The 18,363-nt window shown below is 41.7% G+C and carries 17 protein-coding genes and 13 tRNA genes; 6 read left to right on the forward strand and 24 right to left on the reverse strand.

Translation table 11 applies throughout. From position 1 onward, the window contains the following. Positions 1–73: 73 nt before the first annotated feature. Both argS and M3M38_RS01430 read right to left on the reverse strand, forming a co-directional pair. A complete protein-coding gene (gene argS / locus M3M38_RS01425) occupies positions 74–1,765 on the reverse strand; it encodes an arginine--tRNA ligase (protein WP_252814468.1) in 1,692 nt (563 codons plus the stop codon). 219 nt (positions 1,766–1,984) lie between these two features. Further along, positions 1,985–2,055 (reverse strand) — tRNA-Gly (locus M3M38_RS01430). Between the two features lie 90 nt (positions 2,056–2,145). On the opposite strand from M3M38_RS01430, the gene M3M38_RS01435 reads away from it, so the two are divergent. Continuing rightward, the gene (locus M3M38_RS01435) at positions 2,146–2,481 is read left to right on the forward strand and encodes a DUF1516 family protein (RefSeq protein WP_252814469.1); all 336 of its coding nucleotides are present in this window, start codon (positions 2,146–2,148) and stop codon (positions 2,479–2,481) included. Positions 2,482–2,516: 35 nt separating this feature from the next. Here M3M38_RS01435 and M3M38_RS01440 read toward each other — a convergent pair whose 3' ends face one another. The 4 genes from M3M38_RS01440 to M3M38_RS01455 all read right to left on the reverse strand — a co-directional run bounded on the left by M3M38_RS01440 (position 2,517) and on the right by M3M38_RS01455 (position 6,788). After that, positions 2,517–3,236: an aspartate/glutamate racemase family protein gene (locus M3M38_RS01440; RefSeq protein ID WP_252814471.1), complete on the reverse strand. Its 720-nt coding sequence runs from the start codon at positions 3,234–3,236 to the stop codon at positions 2,517–2,519. Positions 3,237–3,242: 6 nt separating this feature from the next. Continuing rightward, on the reverse strand, positions 3,243–4,496 hold the full coding sequence (locus tag M3M38_RS01445) for a carboxylate--amine ligase (RefSeq protein WP_252814473.1): 1,254 nt from the start codon (positions 4,494–4,496) through the stop codon (positions 3,243–3,245). A gap of 51 nt (positions 4,497–4,547) precedes the next feature. Then, positions 4,548–6,083 (reverse strand): UDP-N-acetylmuramoyl-L-alanyl-D-glutamate--2,6-diaminopimelate ligase, encoded by a 1,536-nt coding sequence (locus M3M38_RS01450; protein WP_252814475.1) that lies wholly within the window; start codon positions 6,081–6,083, stop codon positions 4,548–4,550. A 177-nt stretch (positions 6,084–6,260) separates the two neighbouring features. Continuing rightward, entirely contained in the window at positions 6,261–6,788 is a 528-nt protein-coding gene (locus M3M38_RS01455; protein WP_252814476.1) for a MarR family winged helix-turn-helix transcriptional regulator, read from the reverse strand. A gap of 170 nt (positions 6,789–6,958) precedes the next feature. Here M3M38_RS01455 and M3M38_RS01460 point away from each other — a divergent pair. The 4 genes from M3M38_RS01460 to M3M38_RS01475 all read left to right on the forward strand — a co-directional run bounded on the left by M3M38_RS01460 (position 6,959) and on the right by M3M38_RS01475 (position 8,795). Then, a tRNA-Leu gene (locus M3M38_RS01460) sits at positions 6,959–7,043 on the forward strand. 232 nt (positions 7,044–7,275) lie between these two features. Beyond that, positions 7,276–7,656 carry a fluoride efflux transporter FluC gene (locus M3M38_RS01465; protein ID WP_252814477.1) on the forward strand — a complete coding sequence of 127 codons (381 nt, stop codon included), beginning with the start codon at positions 7,276–7,278 and terminating at the stop codon, positions 7,654–7,656. 1 nt (position 7,657) lies between these two features. After that, positions 7,658–8,002: a fluoride efflux transporter FluC gene (locus tag M3M38_RS01470; protein ID WP_252814478.1), complete on the forward strand. Its 345-nt coding sequence runs from the start codon at positions 7,658–7,660 to the stop codon at positions 8,000–8,002. A 193-nt stretch (positions 8,003–8,195) separates the two neighbouring features. Beyond that, entirely contained in the window at positions 8,196–8,795 is a 600-nt protein-coding gene (locus M3M38_RS01475) for a TMEM175 family protein (protein WP_252814479.1), read from the forward strand. Positions 8,796–9,176: 381 nt separating this feature from the next. On the opposite strand, the gene M3M38_RS01480 is transcribed toward M3M38_RS01475, so the two are convergent. The 11 genes from M3M38_RS01480 to M3M38_RS01530 all read right to left on the reverse strand — a co-directional run bounded on the left by M3M38_RS01480 (position 9,177) and on the right by M3M38_RS01530 (position 10,203). Further along, positions 9,177–9,261 (reverse strand) — tRNA-Leu (locus tag M3M38_RS01480). A 19-nt stretch (positions 9,262–9,280) separates the two neighbouring features. After that, a tRNA-Cys gene (locus M3M38_RS01485) sits at positions 9,281–9,351 on the reverse strand. A 55-nt stretch (positions 9,352–9,406) separates the two neighbouring features. After that, a tRNA-His gene (locus tag M3M38_RS01490) sits at positions 9,407–9,479 on the reverse strand. Positions 9,480–9,493: 14 nt separating this feature from the next. Further along, positions 9,494–9,564, reverse strand: a tRNA-Trp gene (locus M3M38_RS01495). A gap of 3 nt (positions 9,565–9,567) precedes the next feature. Next, positions 9,568–9,653, reverse strand: a tRNA-Tyr gene (locus tag M3M38_RS01500). 5 nt (positions 9,654–9,658) lie between these two features. Next, positions 9,659–9,731: transfer RNA gene (locus M3M38_RS01505), tRNA-Phe, on the reverse strand. Between the two features lie 57 nt (positions 9,732–9,788). Beyond that, positions 9,789–9,864, reverse strand: a tRNA-Asp gene (locus M3M38_RS01510). A gap of 5 nt (positions 9,865–9,869) precedes the next feature. After that, positions 9,870–9,942: transfer RNA gene (locus M3M38_RS01515), tRNA-Val, on the reverse strand. Between the two features lie 8 nt (positions 9,943–9,950). Then, a tRNA-Glu gene (locus M3M38_RS01520) sits at positions 9,951–10,022 on the reverse strand. A gap of 11 nt (positions 10,023–10,033) precedes the next feature. Further along, a tRNA-Ser gene (locus M3M38_RS01525) sits at positions 10,034–10,124 on the reverse strand. A 6-nt stretch (positions 10,125–10,130) separates the two neighbouring features. After that, positions 10,131–10,203 (reverse strand) — tRNA-Asn (locus M3M38_RS01530). Between the two features lie 239 nt (positions 10,204–10,442). Between M3M38_RS01530 and M3M38_RS01535 the strand changes: the two genes are divergently transcribed. Beyond that, complete coding sequence (locus tag M3M38_RS01535) at positions 10,443–11,084, forward strand: VTT domain-containing protein (RefSeq protein ID WP_252814481.1); 642 nt, start codon at positions 10,443–10,445, stop codon at positions 11,082–11,084. A gap of 23 nt (positions 11,085–11,107) precedes the next feature. Here M3M38_RS01535 and M3M38_RS01540 read toward each other — a convergent pair whose 3' ends face one another. The 7 genes from M3M38_RS01540 to M3M38_RS01570 form a co-directional block, all read right to left on the reverse strand. Then, positions 11,108–11,752, reverse strand: a complete 645-nt coding sequence (locus tag M3M38_RS01540; RefSeq protein ID WP_252814483.1) for a TIGR01906 family membrane protein — start codon at positions 11,750–11,752, stop codon at positions 11,108–11,110. Continuing rightward, positions 11,736–12,515, reverse strand: a complete 780-nt coding sequence (locus M3M38_RS01545) for a TIGR01457 family HAD-type hydrolase (protein WP_252814485.1) — start codon at positions 12,513–12,515, stop codon at positions 11,736–11,738. The genes M3M38_RS01540 and M3M38_RS01545 overlap by 17 nt, the downstream gene beginning before the upstream one ends. A gap of 2 nt (positions 12,516–12,517) precedes the next feature. Then, on the reverse strand, positions 12,518–13,054 hold the full coding sequence (locus M3M38_RS01550; protein WP_252814487.1) for a YutD family protein: 537 nt from the start codon (positions 13,052–13,054) through the stop codon (positions 12,518–12,520). Further along, positions 13,044–14,438, reverse strand: a complete 1,395-nt coding sequence (locus M3M38_RS01555) for a bifunctional metallophosphatase/5'-nucleotidase (protein ID WP_252814488.1) — start codon at positions 14,436–14,438, stop codon at positions 13,044–13,046. Before M3M38_RS01555 ends, M3M38_RS01550 begins: the two co-directional genes overlap by 11 nt. Before the next feature lie 117 nt (positions 14,439–14,555). Next, positions 14,556–15,893 carry an amino acid permease gene (locus M3M38_RS01560; protein ID WP_252814850.1) on the reverse strand — a complete coding sequence of 446 codons (1,338 nt, stop codon included), beginning with the start codon at positions 15,891–15,893 and terminating at the stop codon, positions 14,556–14,558. Positions 15,894–16,037: 144 nt separating this feature from the next. Continuing rightward, positions 16,038–17,237: an acetate/propionate family kinase gene (locus tag M3M38_RS01565; RefSeq protein ID WP_252767325.1), complete on the reverse strand. Its 1,200-nt coding sequence runs from the start codon at positions 17,235–17,237 to the stop codon at positions 16,038–16,040. Between the two features lie 10 nt (positions 17,238–17,247). Next, positions 17,248–18,270, reverse strand: a complete 1,023-nt coding sequence (locus M3M38_RS01570) for a class I SAM-dependent methyltransferase (RefSeq protein WP_252814490.1) — start codon at positions 18,268–18,270, stop codon at positions 17,248–17,250. Positions 18,271–18,363: the final 93 nt, after the last annotated feature.

An 18,363-nucleotide genomic window follows, 5' to 3' on the forward strand; every position in this document is an offset into this window, starting at 1 on the left:
GCCTCCAATTTACGGATTCTTAACCAAAAAAGCAAGGACCACTTCCGTGATCCTTGCTTTAAAAGTGATCAACTTACATCTCATCAGGAGCTTGAACCCCTAATAACCGTAGCGATTCTTTTAGAATGATGGAAACACTCTTAACCAGTGCTAAACGGGCATCAAGTTGTTCATCATCCGTCAAAATTTTCGTATGAGCGTAGTACTTATTGAATGCCTTCGCTAACCGTAAGGAATATTTAGCAATCACAGATGGTTCAAATTCAGCGTTGGCTTTTTTAACCACGGCTGGAAATGATTGTAATAATTTCACGATTTCCCAAGCTTCGTCACCGGTTAATTGATGATTACCGGCTTGATAATCCCGTTTGCCAGCCTTAGCCAGAACACTTTCTGCCCGAGCATGAGCGTATTGAACGTAAGGACCAGTTTCTCCCTCAAACTTAAGTTGATCCTGGAGGTTAAAGTCGATACTATCAATCCGAGAATTCTTCAGGTCACCAAAAATTACAGCGCCCACCCCCACTTCTTCAGCAACCTGTTGCTGATTAGGTAAAGTGGGATTCTTTTCCTTAATTTGTTGGGCGGCCATTTTAACGGATTCATCCAAAACTTCGTTTAACAACACGATGTTTCCGTGTCGCGTGGACAACTTCTTTCCGTTCACGGTAATCAATCCAAACGGAACGTGATGCAATCCAGCTGCAGATTGTAGACCCATCTTCTGTAAAACGGCTTTTAATTGTTTAAAGTAGTAGGTTTGTTCTGAACCCACAACGTACAGGTTCATCACCGGGTGGTAAGTTTCATCCCGATAAATGGCCGTTGCAATGTCCCGGGTAACGTACAAAGAGGCCCCATCCGTTTTCAAAATCAAGGCTGGATTTAAGTCCTGATCACTAAGATCAACCACTGAAGCTCCTTGTGATTTTTCGAGTAAGCCATCCTTTTTCAGAGTATCAACCACGTCTTGCAGCTTATCGTTGTAGAACGATTCTCCGTTGTAGGTGTCAAAATCAACGCCCAGCTTTTTGTAAGTTTGGTTAAAGGCCTTTAAGGAAACGTCGCGGAACCACTTCCACAACTTAACGGCTTCTGGATCCCCATCTTCTAACTTTTTGAACCATTCTCGCGCTTCTTCATCTAAAGCAGGGTCTTGCTCATCACGCTGGTGAAATTCAACGTAGTATTTCACCAAGTAGTGGATGGGATCACGTTTAACGTCTTCTTCATTTCCCCACTTCAGGTACGCCGTAATTAACTTTCCAAATTGGGTTCCCCAATCACCTAAGTGGTTGTCTTTAATGGGACGGTAACCATTTTTAGTTAAAATTTTGGCAATTGAATTCCCAATCACCGTGGATCGCAAGTGACCCATGGACATGGGTTTAGCAATATTTGGAGATGACATGTCAATCGTAACCACGCCGTTATCACCATCGTGGTTGTCTCCGTAATGATCCTTCTCCGTTAAAACGGTTTCTAGCACCTGTGAACTAACTTGTCCCTGATTTAAGAAAAAGTTCACGTAAGGGCCGACTGCTTTAACTTGCGCAAAGGCATCCGTATTAATCTCACTGGCAATTTGTTCTGCAATTATCTTTGGATTTTGGTGCATGGCCTTTGCCAACATAAAAGCAGGAAAGGCTAAATCCCCATTTTGCGCCGTTTTCGGCGTTTCAATTTTTGCATAAATATCACTGGAACTAACTTGGTTGTCAACTGCATCAGCCACAACATCAGCTACTAGTTGTTTGTAATCCATTTTCTTTTCACTCCTTAAAATAAAAAAACTCCTACATTAAATCGATAATGTAAGAGACGAGAAGCCCGCGGTACCACTCTATTTGGTTATAACCCACTCAATTATTCATTTAATCCCTAAAAAGCACGCCTTCATCATCTCAACCTAACCTAGCTTACACCATCCTAGGATCGCTCAATAAGTTTTAAAGTTACTACTCTTTTATCAGTGGAATTATAAAGCGGGTGACGGGAATCGAACCCGCGACGCAAGCTTGGGAAGCTTGAATTTTACCACTAAACTACACCCGCGATACAAATAAGATTATAACACGTCTTTAGTTCCATGTCATTCCCAATCTTTGAGTGTGATAGAATTAAGATAATTTGGAGGTTAATGCAATGTTAGTTCCCGTAATTCTGTGCGCCTGGCTGCTCTTGCTAGCTTCAACCTGCTGGGGAATTTTCCTCCATCAGGATAAACAAGTGGTCAAGGCGCTTATCATTAGTCGTGGTTTATACATCATTATTTTAATTCTTGAGGTGGTCTTAGTGTTACACCACTTTAACCAACAACCGTGGTTAGCTGGCGCCAATTTTGTCGCCAGTGTGGTCGCCGCCTCGCTGATCGACATCACCTTTCAACGTAAATTCCTAGGTTTGCTTACCAGAGCCATTGCCATTACGACTATCATCAGTATCATTGTCGCAATGGGATTAGCCCTGGGTTTACTCTAAAAAAACTGCAATCGATTCGATTGCAGTTTTTTTAATTAATTATTTTGTTGGCGAGCGTCTAGGGCTAACCTAATCGATTCGTCGACTAGTTCCCCTTGGGCATCAATTACCGGAAAATCAGCATGACCCGCTCGTTCTTCGGCCACTGAAATTTCGGTACAACCTAAAATGACGACATCACAATTCAAGTCCTCTACCATTTGTTGCAAAATGTGATGGTACAAGTCAGCATCCACCCAATTTTGTGCCTTAACGTCATCATAAATCAGCGTCATAGTTTCCTGGGCAATTTCAGGTGTAGGCATCACAAACTGATAACCGGCAGCTTGAATTGGAACTTCATAAACCCGATCTTTGAGCGTTCCATCGGTAGCAATCAGTCCCACACGTTTTGCGTTGGGAAATTTTCGCGCTACAGCTGCAATCGCCAAATTAGGCATGTGTAAGATTGGAATCTCCGTTAAATCTTGCAATTGATTATAAAAATAATGTGCTGTGTTACACGGTAATGCAAAAAATTGGGGGCCTAACTGACTTTGTTGCTGCACGTCTTCTGCTAGGGGAATCAATGGATTAGGCTGATGTTTGGGATCAACAATGTAATCAGTTCGGTCGGGAACCGTCGCATGGTTCACCAAGATGTAATTCAAATAATCTTGATCGCGATGCGCTGGCGTCCGTTCATTCAATAAATGAATGTAGGCTTCCGTTGCTTCCGTACCCATCCCACCTAAAATCGTAAAAAAGTCTTTCATCTTTCCTCATCCTTTTTCTAAATGGAAGTACTTCGCAAAATTTTGCGCGTACTTATGATCCATCCATTTCCAGAGCAACCAACGCATCGGGTTCTCGTCCTTATTGTACCAGAACGTATTTCCGTATTGGCCCTGCTGGATTAATTCGACCGCTAAATCTTTTTCGTGGTTATTAAGAGCGTACTCTTCAAACGTTCGTTTGGAAACTCCTAACCAGAGCTTCCAGTTCTTGGGGTCTTGATTTCCTAACACGATGGGTCGATCTTTCAAACTGTCCGCAACATAATCTGCTACTAGATATTGCGCTAAGTTACAGCCGTTCAGAGTCACGTAAAAACTACTCCGACCCTGGCGCAGATTAATTTCAAACACCTTATATGTTTGGTCCCGTTCGTCCCATTTTAAGTCAAAATCAGCATAGCCCACGTAGTTAAGCTGCTCCAAAAATTGCTTGAGTTGTTGATAAATGGCCTCGTTATATTCCGGCAAAATGGCAACGTAATTACCAATTGCGCCAGGGGCTGGATCTTCCAGTAACGGATGGCCGAGGTTCATCATTTTGACGTGATGATATTGGTCAACATAGGCATTGACCACTCGCATGCGACTGTCGTCTCCTGGAATAAAATCCTGCACAATCACATCGGATTTGTAACCATTGTCAAAAATTTTCCCAATTACCGACCGGTATTCGGCCTCATCATGAATGATAAAGGCCTTTTTCCGTCCTTCAAACTGAATGTCAACCCATTCGACACTGTTAGCAGGTTTGACCGCCACTGGGTACCCAAATGGTTGATCAATCCGATTTTGTTGGTAGTCCGCGCGCGAAATAATTTTAGTGCCAGGATACGGTAAGTCGTACTTTTCACAGAGCTGATAGAAATTTTCCTTATCGTTTAACTGCTTCAACAATTGATAATCGACATATGGACACACAAATACATCCTCTAATTCGTCCTTATGCTTAGCAATTAACTCCGCATACCCATCGCTACAACCGATTAAGAGGACAGGTTCTGGATGATTAGCATACTCCTGCTTTAACTTCCGCATGGCATTAATCCAAGCCGGGTCCTCACTAAAACCGGGAATAAAGGTTAAATCCACAATTTTAGAATAGCGCGTCGGTGCTAATCTTTTTTGGGCAATGGCGCGAACCGGTTTTCCATTTAGTTCATAAAAAGAACGCGCCATTCCATAAACGTTAAAATCACTCCCTAATAGGATCGGAGTAAAGTTTGGAACTGCATTTTTCATTTTCTGCCTTCTTTACTTAGATTTAGCCGGGATCAAATCCGTTCAGTTTAATTACTGCAGCTGGTCTAAAAAGTTGCTGACGACCACTGAATCAGTGGGATAAGGAGTATCGACTCCTTGAATCTTTTGATAAGGATCTTGTCCTTTCCCTAGAACCACGATTATATCACTAGGCGTACCCATTTGGATTGCTTTTTGAATCGCTTTTTCCCGATCCATTTCGTAATGGACCTGCACCCGCTTGTGATCAATATGACGATCAATGGCTTTCGCAATCGCTACCGGATCTTCAAAGGCCGGGTCATCGGTAGTTAAAATTGCCACATCGGCTTCTTCACTCAGGGCTTTACCAAATCCTTCCCGCCGGTCAATCCCTTTATTACCAGGACTGCCAACCACGGCAATCGTTTTTCCTTTTGGCGACTGCGTCTTTAAAAATTGGAGCAAGGCCTTTGTACTAGCGTAATTATGCGCATAATCAACGTAAACCGTCCCGTGACCGCGACTCACGTAGCGTTCCATCCGACCCGGAATCTGGGTTTCCGCTAATCCGGTTAAAAGTTGTTCCCGCTGAAAGCCAGCCAAACCGGCGTTAATGATTGCATCCACCGCATTGGTTTCATTGTAATCACCAGGAATCCCAATTCGATATTTACCGTCCAATTTTAGCGCCTGTGCCTTAGGCGTTAAGGCCCGAAGGTAAATCTCATTATCCGTTAGCGTATCGGCTTCGCTATCAAAGGTAAAGTCCAATTGAACGGGTAGTGACGTTTCGGTCCCATTGCGGGCATATAGGTAAATGTTTTCTGGATCAGTAGTGGTTTTAGCCGCAAAATAAACGTCTTGTAGCTGGTCAGTGGCAGCGTTAATCACCACTTGTTTGGAATTTACCAGTAACTGTTCCTTGCAGTGCAAGTAGTTCGCAAAGGTAGGATGTTCATTTTCCCCCACGTGATCCGGTGAAATATTTAAAAAGCTACCTACATCAAAGTGCAAATTAAATACCCGATTTTTCAAGTAAGCCTGCGAGGACACTTCCATTACCAAAAATTTCATTCCCTGGTCAACGGCCGTCCGCATGTTTTTAAACAAATCTAACGATTCTGGGGTAGTTAACGCCGACTTAAACGTATCATTCGGCTCCGATCCTAGAATGGTGTTAACGGTTGAAAATAAAGCCGTCCGATTTTCAGTAGCTGCATTAATAGCTTCGCGTAAGAAATAAGCCGTGGTTGTTTTCCCTTTGGTTCCAGTAATTGCGAATATCATTAATTCATTTTGAGGAAAATCAAAGAAAGCGGCCGATAACAAAGCCATCGCTTTTTGTACGTTGCTAACTACAAATTCAACTAAATTTTTCTCCGTTGGTTGATGTTCTTCTGCTACAAAACCTGTGGCGCCCTGTTGTTGAGCTTCAGTTAGATAAGCCGGCTGAAAATTACCCTTACAAAAAAAGAGTGTCCCCTTTGTAACCGCACGAGAATCATAGCTAACGTCCTGAAATATAATTTGCTGATCAGTAGCATTCGTTGATTTTAATAAATGATGTTCTTGTAATAACTTTATAATTTCTGCAACGCTCAACATCTCTTCGTTACCTCATTTTAGTTGGATTTGTAGTTTCATTAAAAATAATTTAAAATTCATCATCGGTATTTTGCTACCAAACCTTTTTAATTCTAGCAAAAAAAGCACCAAGATACAAAAAAGGAAAGTAGCCAAATCGACTACTTTCCCAGGGTTTTAATTTTATTGGGGTCACTTCTAGTTAAACTGCTTCAGATCTAAATTATCTAATTTTTTCGAGATACTATAAAGACCTTCCATTGATTCTTGAACGTCATCCTTGTCTAATCCAAGGACTTCAAATGCTTGGGCCACGTGATCACGAATTCTATCTTTCATTTCTTCTGCATAAGGCGTCAACGAAACATTTACCACCCGTTCGTCTTCAGTGGAGCGTGTCTTGGTAATCCACCCCTTTTTCCCAAGCCGTTTCAGTAAGGGGGTCAAAGTTCCGCTATCAAGGTCAATGCTTTGACCTAATTGATGAACCGTAATCGGAGAATATTCCCAGAGCACAATCATCACTAAGTACTGTGGATATGTAAGATCAAAGCTCTTCAAAACTTCCTGATAAAAATGATTGAATTTTTTATTGGTACTATAAATCGCAAAACACAACTGGCTCTTTATATCTTCCAAATCTTCATTCGATAGATAAACGTTTTTGGTCGCTTTTTTCGCACTGTTTGCTGACATTGTAATCCCTTTTCTTTCTAAATTTGTCATTACTCCTTAAGTTAACCCAGATTAAAACCCAATTTGTGAAGTCGAACTTCATCACTCCCATTGCTGTTAACAACTTGTGATAATTTCCTTTTATGTTACTACACATTCCGAAAAAAAAGAAGTCAATTTACTGTTTATTTTCAATTTTTTCTGTGGTACAATCAATTTATGCCCTGGTGGCGGAACTGGCAGACGCGCAGCGTTCAGGTCGCTGTTTGATTTAATCAAGTGTGAGTTCGAATCTCACCCAGGGCACTATATATGGAATCGATGGATTTTACATCGATTCCTTTTTAGTTAGAATAAATAATAGCATTATTAAGCAAAGGAGTATGCCATGAAATCAATCAAATACAAGAATACCCCCCTCCTCGTTGAATCTTTAATAGTCGGTGGGCTGGGAATTTGTTTACAAGTAGTAGCATTAGCCAGTTTAACACACTGGTCTTTAACTACTAAGTCTAAATCAGAAAGGAAGAATTAACCAATGGAAACCATCTTAGTTTTCATCGGCGGAATTGTCGGTGGTGGCTTTCGGATTGGCTTAACTGACGCACTCCCGGATCTTGCTTTCCCTTACGTTACTTTATTGATTAACCTAAGTGGGGCTTTTCTGCTGCCGCTATGGAATAATTACTGGGGATTTAAATTCCATTTTCGTCCTGCGGTTCGTAAAGCTGTTGGTGTCGGTGGCATTGGATCCTTTACCACTTTTTCTGGAATCACACTTGATGCCGGTCATCTCCTGCTTAGTCAACATTATGCTAGCTTAGCAATCTATCTTTTGATTACCATCATCGGTGGCGTAATCTGTGCCATTTTAGGGGATCAATATTCTAACTCCTTACGAGAAAGCGAGGCCATCTAACATGTTTTTAACGCTGGTCTTAGGTAGCGGCATTGGTGCCGTCGGTCGTTCGACCATCACTAATATTATGAAGACCAAACGACGGGGACTATGGGCCACTTTATTGGTCAATTTGCTCGGCTGTTTGATTGCAGGTTTACTCCTTGGTGTCAATTCTTCCAGTCTTATTGCTTCCTTATTAATTGGATTTATTGGTGGATTTACCACCTACTCCACCTTTAACGGCGAACTAGCTTCCTTCTTCTTTCAGCAGCAGTATCTTCGTTTGTGTACCTACCTACTGGTTAGTTACGGCGGTGGTTTACTAGCCTGCTATCTCGGTTATCAATTCATCCAAATCATTTAGTCTTACTTAATTAAGTGAGACTTTTTGTTTACCTTCAAATAACTGTAAATTAAAAATAATCAATTAATGAAGCAGCATTTAGGCTTATAATTAATTTGAATAAGAGTGAATAACTAACGTTAGAATTGCAAGCTAGCATTCTTTGCCATAATTCATTCTTAAAAATTAATGTTTAAATAAAAAGGAGCAGTTTATGAACAAATCACGTTTAGAGGCCTTTACCGATGCCATCATTGCCATCATCGTTACCATTATGATTTTAGAGTTAAAAGCGCCAGAAAATCCCCATTTTGTGGCGCTGTTTGAAGAGGCGCCGTACTTCTTTGCTTACATTGTAAGCGCCCTCTTCATTGCCGTAGCTTGGTATAACCAGCACTACATGTTTATGTTGGCCACCCATATTTCGAAAAAAATTTATTGGCTCAATAACCTCTGGTTGTTTTCCATGTCATTGATTCCCGTTTCAACAGCCTGGGTTGGTCGTTACATTAATGATCCGGATCCGGAAATTTTTTATCTATTAGTCTTTGCGTTTTGGAGCTATGCCTATCTTTTCCTAAGTAAGTCAATTGCCGACGAATTGGAAAAGACGGGTGGCTCAGCTGCTAAAGTTAGAAGCATGTTTATTTATCGTTTCATCGGAAGCGTGTGGTTCCCAGTAATCTTAGTTGTTCTAATCGTCGTGGTTTTTTTCTTCCCTCCTGCTGGCTTGTTCATCGGCTTCATCGAGGTAATATTGAACGGAATTCGGACTAATGATGACAGTGATAAGTTAGATCAAGCAAGTAATTAATCTTTCAATCAAAAACTTTTAAATTTAATTAGGTGATATTTATGAATAAGCCAAAATACCATGGAGATACTCCCCTTTTAATTGGATCAATCGTTTTAGGAGTGGTTGCATTACTGGGGATTACTAGATGGTCCTATACGTATGGCAATCCCAAATTCAACAGAAAATAAACTAATCCATTTAGATGAGTACTTCCAATCGTAAATTTATAAAACGTCTATTTGTGATTGTTTGTTTCAATAATTAAGCAACCATTTCTCCACTTAGAATGGGAAATTAGTCGCTCAATTTTTATCTCTTCTTTACAAAGATCATTAGACCATGATTAACAAAAAAATCGGCAACTTCATTAAAATTAAAGAAGTTGCCGATTTAACTTAATGCCGAGAGCGGGGGTCGAACCCGCACGATCGCAATGATCACTGGATTTTGAGTCCAGCGCGTCTGCCAATTCCGCCATCTCGGCAAAAGATTGATTGAGCCAAAGGCGGTAGTCGGATTTGAACCGACGATGAAGGTTTTGCAGACCTCTGCCTTACCACTTGGCTATACCGCCAGAAAAACATTTAAGTTTAAATGCCCTCTTCTTGCAGATGCAAGACAATCAAAAGGGCGGTAGGTGGGAATCGAACCCACGCGTGTCGGTACCACAAACCGATGTGTTAACCACTTCACCACTACCGCCATAACATCATAAACAGGGATAGCAGGAATCGAACCCGCATCAGCGGTTTTGGAGACCGACATACTACCGTTGTACTATATCCCTATATGGTGGAGGGGAGTGGATTCGAACCACCGAACCCGAAGGAGCGGATTTACAGTCCGCCGCGTTTAGCCAGACTTCGCTACCCCTCCATAAATGGCGCGGGACAGAATCGAACTGCCGACACACGGAGCTTCAATCCGTTGCTCTACCAACTGAGCTACCGAGCCAAACCATTTATGACATGTTAATAACGCTATTCAATTAATGTTGCATTGCTGCAACAACGGTTCGTACGAGACTCGAACTCGTGATCTCCTGCGTGACAGGCAGGCGTCTTAAACCGGACTGGACCAACGAACCAGAAGTGGAAGATACAGGGCTCGAACCTGTGACCCTCTGCTTGTAAGGCAGACGCTCTCCCAACTGAGCTAATCTTCCAAAATGAGTGACCCGCACGGGATTCGAACCCATGTTACTGCCGTGAAAGGGCAGTGTCTTAACCACTTGACCAGCGGGTCATTAATGAATACGGAGAGTGAGGGATTCGAACCCTCGAAACAGGCTTTTACCCGTTTACATCATTTCCAATGATGCTCCTTCGGCCTCTCGGACAACTCTCCATAATACTCCGACAGGCGGGCTCGAACCGTCGACAACCTGATTAACAGTCAGGTGCTCTACCAACTGAGCTATGTCGGAATAATTATCTTAGGATTACAAGACAACTATAATATAATATCATAAATTTGTCTTAGTTGTCAATCAATTCTTTGTTCAAAGCAATCAAAAAACTAGCTCTCAACAACATAAATTATCTTATCAAGAATGCACGTAGCAGTCAACACTTTTTTTATATTAAAATATCCTTAATTCGATTTTTTCATCTAATTTATTTGCTAGAATAAAGTAAGACAACTTTTTAGAAATGGAGTTTAAGCATGCATTTTTTAATCGACTTTTTTTTACATATCGATAAACATCTGATTTATTTAGTGAACGTCTTTGGTAATTGGACCTATCTAATTTTATTCCTCATCATCTTTGTGGAAACCGGAGCGGTGATTCTTCCCTTCTTGCCAGGTGATTCACTCTTGTTTGCGGCGGCAGCCCTTGCTGCTAACCCCCAATATGGTTTAAACATTTGGATTTTTGTATTCTCCTTCCTAATAGCTTCTATTTTAGGTGATTCACTAAACTTTATGATTGGTCGTAAGGTGGGCATGGGAATCACAAAAAACCGCTTTTTCGGTCGATTCATTAAGGAAAAAGATTTACAACGCGCTCGTTCCTTCTTTGATAAATACGGGGCGGTTGCAATCTTCATTGCCCGTTTTATTCCCATCGTTAGAACCTTTGCCCCCTTCGTTGCTGCTAGCAGTGACTACAGTTACCAAAAATTTATTAAGTACAACTTGGCGGCTTGTTTAGCCTGGGTCATCCTCTGTTGCGGGGGCGGCTACTTCTTTGGAAACATCCCCTTCGTCCAAGAACACTTCTCTTTAGTAGTTATTTCCATCATCGGAATATCATTAATCCCAGCTGTGGTTGGGATTTTAAAGGAACGTTATTCAGCTAAATAAGTAAGTAAAGGCAGGTTCTTTTTCTAAGAACCTGCCTTTTTTAGTTGGTGATAGGCAACAATCCGTAATATTAACAATGCAACTAAAAATGTGACTGCGATTAATCCAAATACGGCTGCAAAGTATTGGTCTGGTAACACATTAATAATCGGGTCTACCCGTGGATTAAAAATCCAATTCTGATTCCGAAAAACCAGGCGATGAAAATAAATAAAGCAATCTTGAAAATCAACTAGGAGAAGCCCAGCTACCACAATTAAACCAACGATGGTTATGTTCAAAAGCCCTTCTAGCCGCCAAATTTGCTGATTAAGTTGTTGCTTAAAAATCGCCCAGCCTAGCCATCCAGTGAGCAAAATAAAGCCTAATTCAATTTTTTCAACTAACCCCTTCACGTCTCGAAAATGGGATTGAGCCGCTGGAGATAACTGATAGACCTGTAAGTGCATCGATTGCTTCCAGGGTAATTGGATGTATGCAATCATCTGGTTCAGATTCCGTTGTAACGTGACAACGGAAACGTGGAAGTGCTGGTCTAAATTCAGTTGTAAGACACAAAGATGGTATACCCACCCGGAATTAATTCCCACGATGATCGCAAAACCAAGGAGCCACGCTAGTAATAAACAATACGAAAGCAGCAACCGCCCATCAAATTTGCCAATCATCAAAACTCTCAATTTCGTGGGTTGGTTTGTGCTCTTCTTGTTGAACTTGCTCTCGCTTCGAAACCCCAGTGTAAACCAATATAGTATCGATTCCCGCTTTCATCCCAGCTTTAATGTCTGTTTGATAATTGTCTCCTACCATCACTACTTGATCTGCAGGCAATTGCAATAATTTAATTGCATTTTTAATAATCAAATCGTTGGGCTTGCCAATTAAAACCGGATCCACTTGAGTGGCATATCGCAATAATTCAATAATCGAACCAGCGCCCGGTAACTTACCCCGTTCCGTTGGAATCAATGTATCAGCATTCGTCCCAATGAAGCGCGCCCCCTTTTGAATGGCAAGCGCTGCTTGAGCGACCTTTTCATAGGTTAAATCATAATCTAGCGCGGCCACCACGTAGGCCGGATCATTAGCAAAAACATCAAAACCGGCCTGACTAATTAAACTCTTTAAATCTGGTTCGCCAATTACATTGGCCGTCAGTGGTAAGCCTCGCTGCTCGGCATCGTTCTGTAAATATTCAGCCGTTGCCATCCCCGCGGTATAAACATTAGCTTCTTGCACATAAATGTCATGATTATGTGCCAAGTTAGCGACTACCTCCGCCGGCTTTTTCGTAGTGTTGTTCGTTACAAACAGAAAAGGAATCTTATTTTCCTGCAGGCGAGCAATAAACCGCTGAGCTGCGGGAATTTGTGTTTTTCCTTGGTAAACCGTTCCGTCTAAATCAATTAGGTAACCTCGATACTGGGCCATCGTTAATCCTCACTTCTTTGTCGAATGGTAAATTGCCGCTTCCGCCGGTGCTTTCCCGTCTGAAACGATTTAGGTGGTCGCGACTGATTCCGCGTTCGATTCGGTCGCTTTCTTTTATTGTGTTTATCTTTGGGACGCTGGTTCGCTTGAAAACTAGTTTTTCCACCCCCAGGTCGTACGACTGGATCCAGATTTTTAATGATGAAATAATTTGTCCCCAGATTAGCGACTTCCAACAAATAGTCCTGAATCGTGCGGTATCGTAAGTCTTCACTGACGTTTCGATCATCCCGGTAAAAACCAGTTAATCGCAGCTGTCCGTACCCCCAATCCCCCACAATATAATCGTAATGAGTAAAAATGGGGTTAAAGCGGTTGCTAAATTCACCGAGGTCAAAAGCATCCCGCACGTTCATTTCAATCGAATAGATATGTCCATTAATGTTTAAGGTTGTCTCGTCGACCCGCTGAATTTCGGCATATGGAGTTCTCTCTGCCTTACGTTGCTCAATTAAATCTTCAATCTGACTATGATCCATGTTGCTCTCCTTGAATCGGATAATGGCGACTCAAATAATCAGCCAAAACCGTTTTTAAAGTTTTATCAAAATAAATGGTATTCTCACCCACTAAATCAATGGTCGGGAAAAAGGGAATAAATTGATAGTGATCTAACAAGCCAATCTCATACCGTTTTTGGGGTTCCACCAGTTCATCGTGCCACAACAACTGTCCCTGATCATTAAAATGCAATCCAGCAGCGACTAAGCGGCCAAACTGGCTTCCTCGAAAGCCCATTCCCTTTTGGGGAAAGGCAATCAAGAAGTTGCGATTCTTTTGCATTTCTTTCATCAACCGCCAGAGATCATATCCCCATAATTTGGTTTTCATGACGTGAATATTATGCGGTAAAATCCGTTGAATTTGTTCCATGTTAACAATGCCAGCTGGTAAGTCATGTAAAAACAGCCCAGTATTCAAGACGGCTGCCTTAACTCCTAAACTTTCTTCTACCGCTCGTAAACCTAACTGCACCAGCGAATTATCGTCTACAAACGATGTTTGAAAAGCGTGGGGTAATTCCGCCACCAGTTGGTTAGCTAAGAGGTCACGACCTCGTTTCCGCCATTGTTCAACTTGCATTTGCTCGTCTGAATCAGTGGATAACGGTGAAATTGGGATCACCCGAGCTGTTTGATCTTGAATCCGGTGGTTTTCCACCGTAAACGTAATTTCACCCACATAGTGTCCCCATTTTTCCGCCGCGGTCAACAAAGTGTGATGACGCAGTTCTCCGTGTGGTAAAAGGTGATGCGTGTGCCCGCCAACTAAAATGGAAATTTCAGGAAACTGGTCCGCAATCTGCCGATCCTGATTGATGCCCAAATGGGATAACAAAATTAGAATATCATATTGCCCCTGCCACCGTTTTAAACAATTGGTGATTGTGGGTAAAACCGGTTGGGCAATCCAATCCATAAAACGGAAAGTAGGATATGGAAAGGTTAGCCCCATGAACCGCACCCGGGTCTGATCCGGCAGCTTGTAATCTACAAATGGTTGGGTCCACGTCGGAACCTGGCCGGTCGTTGCATCTAACACATTGTCTAATACAATTGGGAAGTTTGCCTGGTCATATAAATGACTAAGTTCTTCGTGCGAAGTGGTCAATGCTTCGTTATTGCCAATTGTGGCCGCATGGTAATGAATTTGATTTAAAAATTCAATGTTTGCTTGACCCCCAGTTGCATCCGTGAGCGGTTCAAACCGGTCGATGGCATCCCCATCGTCAACACGAAAAACGGTGTAACCCGCTCGCTCTAATTCTTGGGTTCGCATTTTAATTAACTGAATAATCTGAGGGAAATTTTCAAAATGCGAGTGTAAATCGTTCGTGTGTAAAATGGCAACTTTTGTTTTCACGTTTTTACCTCTAATCGTTGAAGTTCAGTCTGAATCCATTCTACCATTGATAGCTAACTCTTTTGTAACAAAAAACCGCCTGCCTCATCCGAGACAAAGCGGTTCTTTGGAAAATAATTAAGCGACTCTCGTCCGATAAGCTTCGAACAGGTACAAACCAATTAACCAAACGACGGAACCAATTAAGGCAATCAGAGTTTGAGTTTGGAAAAGTAAGATAACTGCCACAAAAATCATAAAGAAAATGGTAAAGAAGTCCGCAAACGGAAAGAACGGCATTTTAAAAGTTAACTTGCTGGTTGCTTCTGGGCTTAGTTGCTTCCGGTAACGATAATGAGCTACTACAATCAAAGACCAAATAAATAAGAAACAAGTCGTAGCCACACTAGAAATGAATTCAAATACTCCGCTGGGCACAATAATATCGAGAATAACCGATAATCCAATCATTACCGTAGAGAAAAAAATAGCATTGGTTGGTAAACCACGATGTGACAACTTTCCTAATTGCTTTCCGAGTTTATTGTCTGATTTTTGCGTAAGCGAATATAACATCCGTCCTGTAGTAAAAATAGCACTGTTACAAGATGAAGCAGCGGCCGTTAACACTACGAAGTTAATGATGGCAGCGGCTGGACGAATCCCTAATCCTTGAAAGACCTGCACAAACGGACTTGATGATGGAGAAATGTATTGCCATGGGAAAATACACATTAATGCCAACAATGATCCAACGTAAAAGAGGATGATCCGAATCGGCACATCATTAATACATTTAGGAATAATCTTTTGTGGGTCCTTGGTTTCTGAAGCGGTCATTCCAATCATTTCAATTCCCACGAAACTGAAAACCACCATTTGGAACGATAAAAAGAAACCACTTAATCCGTGCGGGAAGAAACTGCCGTTCGTTAGGTTAGAAACCGAAGCATAACCAACCGGAGTCTTGTAGTGAATGGCTACTAATACGACTCCCGTTAAAATTAGCAGTAAAATGGCGACTACCTTAATAATGGCAAACCAGAATTCGGTTTCTCCAAAGGCAGATACGGTAATAGAATTCATCAAGAATAGAATTACTAGTAGGAACAATCCGGTTACCCAGATTGGAAGTTTCGGGTACCAAAACTGCATGTACAAACCGGCAGCCGTTACTTCGGCCATCGCAATCGTAATCCAACAGACTAAATAGGTCCAGCCGGCTACAAATCCTGTTTTGGGGCCTAAATATTTTTCAATAAAATCAATAAAGGAAACACTCCGTGTGTTAGATAACAGCAGCTCCCCTAGGGCCCGCATCAAAAAGAAACATGCGATTCCCGCAATTAGATAGGCCAAAATTAAAGATGGCCCCGCGAGATGAATGGACTTGCCGGCCCCCAAAAATAGCCCGGTTCCGATGGTTCCCCCTAAGGCAATTAATTGCACATGGCGACTTTTTAATCCCCGGTTCATCTCTGGGGTAGCTTCATTATCTTTACTCACGACTGACATCCTTTCGTCTAGTGAAAATCTTAATCAACTCGATTATACCCAATTCTTGAACATCTGTCTAAGCAAAAAAGGAAGTTTCCCGAGGAAACTTCCTTTAAAATGCAATTATTTGCTTTCTTTAGCTAGTTCAACTACGTCTCGAACAATCATTAATTCTTCGTTAGTCGGAACTAACATTGTCTTAATTTTCGAACCAGCAGCACTGATATCACGTTCAACCCCACGAACGTTGTTCTTTTCTTCATCAACGCCGATGCCAAAGTAATGAAGTTGATCAGTTACTTCTTTTCGAATCGTAATACTGTTTTCTCCTACTCCAGCCGTAAAGACAATTGCATCTGCCCCACCTAATTCAGCTAGGTAAGTTCCAATGTAGCGAACAATCCGGTTCACATAGATTTCCCGTGCAATTTTAGCCCGGTGGTTAGTGTCTTGTACCTTTTCCACATCTCGCATGTCAGCAGAAACTCCAGAAATCCCTAATAAACCTGACTTATGATTCAAAACATCAATCATGTCTTCGATATCAGTCATTCCCTCTTTTTCCATGACGTATGCTAATAATGAAGGATCAACGTCTCCAGACCGAGTAGCCATGGTTACCCCAGTAACAGGAGTGAAGCCCATGGAAGTATCATAAGACTTACCACCCTTCACGGCACAGATAGAAGCTCCGGCCCCTAAGTGCATGACGATTAAGTTCAGATCTTCAACAGGTTTGCCTAATAATTCGGCAGTCCGTTGAGAAACATACCGGTAACTAATTCCGTGAGCCCCGTACTTCCGGGCTTTGTACTTGTCGTAGTATTCATATGGCAAGCTGTACAAGTAATTCTTTTCTGGCATCGTAGCGTGAAAGGCCGTATCAAAGACCGCCACACTAATGATATCAGGTAAAATCTTCTTAAATGCTTTGATTCCCAGCACGTTAGCTGGTTCGTGTAATGGAGCAAATTCACTTATACTTTCAATTTTTTCCAACACTTCTGGGGTAATCACAACTGATTTATCAAAGTATTCTCCCCCAGCAACGACCCGATGACCGACCCCATTAATTTCGTTGTAATCATTAATAATCTTTAAATCAAGTAATTGATCTAACAGAATTTGAATGGCAGCTTCGTGATCCTTAACTTCAGTAACCTGTTCAAATTTTTGTCCGTCCCCATATTTAATTTCAACGTGAGCATCAGGAAGAGCAATTCGTTCAATCACTCCTTCTGCGACAACTTCCTCAGCGGGCATTTCAAATAATTTAAACTTTAACGTTGAACTCCCGGCATTAACTGCAATTACTTTACTCATAATAATCTCCTTATTGACGTTTATTCAGTAAATCTTGTTCTTCCCATTCCACAATTTCTGCCAAGAACTTTTGGAATGCTTCTGGATCTTTAAATGATGGAAATTCACCGAGCATCACTTGTCCGGCTTGTTGGGATCCGTTGCCGTGTTTTTGGACAATCATAATCGCCTTTTGGGCTGCTTCGTTTTGAAATAATTCTCCCGGTAAGTTGAGAATTCCCTGCAAATAAACATGATCCTGCATCCACCTTAACAATCCCTTTGTTTCTGGACTTTGGAATAACCCACTAGGAACTAGGAAAACGCCAAATCCCCCGGGAACTAAGTAGTTCACCGCTTGTTCAATCAACAAGTTATGCACGTACGAATGCCCTTCATCAGAACGTGTCGCAAAGTTCTGTGCCCGTTCGTCAACTGGATAATAACCCACTGGTAGGTCTGAAACTACTAGGTCAACCGGAGTGGTTGGCAATTCATCTAGTGCATCCTGATGGACTAGTTCTAAATCAAGTTTCTGCATCTGGGCACTGATGCTGGCAACGGAAATCAAAGAATCGTCATTATCAATTCCAATTCCAGAGACTTTTTCGTGCGCTTCTTGTTGTAATTGATTCATCACTGCAGTCAACAAATTAGCGGATCCAACTGCTGGATCAAGAATTTTTACGGTTGATTGCTCCTTTACTAACCGAATCACTAGGTAACCCATCGTGTATGCAATGGTATCGGGAGTAATTTGATGAATGGCCTGAATTTGATCTACTTTGATCGCTTTAATCATCACCATTTGAATCGCTTTTCGAATCGTAGTTGCATCTAGTTCCTGATAGTTAACCTGTTGATACAATTTGGTAATGGCTTGCACCTGTTGTTCATTGGGCACTCCATTTTCAACTCGAACCTGATTATCATCAATCATATTATCAGCAGTTTCTATAAATGCATCTAGATAAGAAGCTCCCAGCGCCTGCTGTAAAATTTGTGCCGATTGGTCAAAAACCTGAAATAACTGTGTTGTTTGTTCTTCTGTCACTTAATCAGCTCCTTTAATGGGCGATCCATCTATGACCATAGTACCGAATCACCACCTGTATTTCAAGATTAACCGTAGCTAATCTACAGCTGA

Source organism: Fructilactobacillus cliffordii (genome assembly GCF_024029355.1).
Classification (GTDB): domain Bacteria; phylum Bacillota; class Bacilli; order Lactobacillales; family Lactobacillaceae; genus Fructilactobacillus; species Fructilactobacillus cliffordii.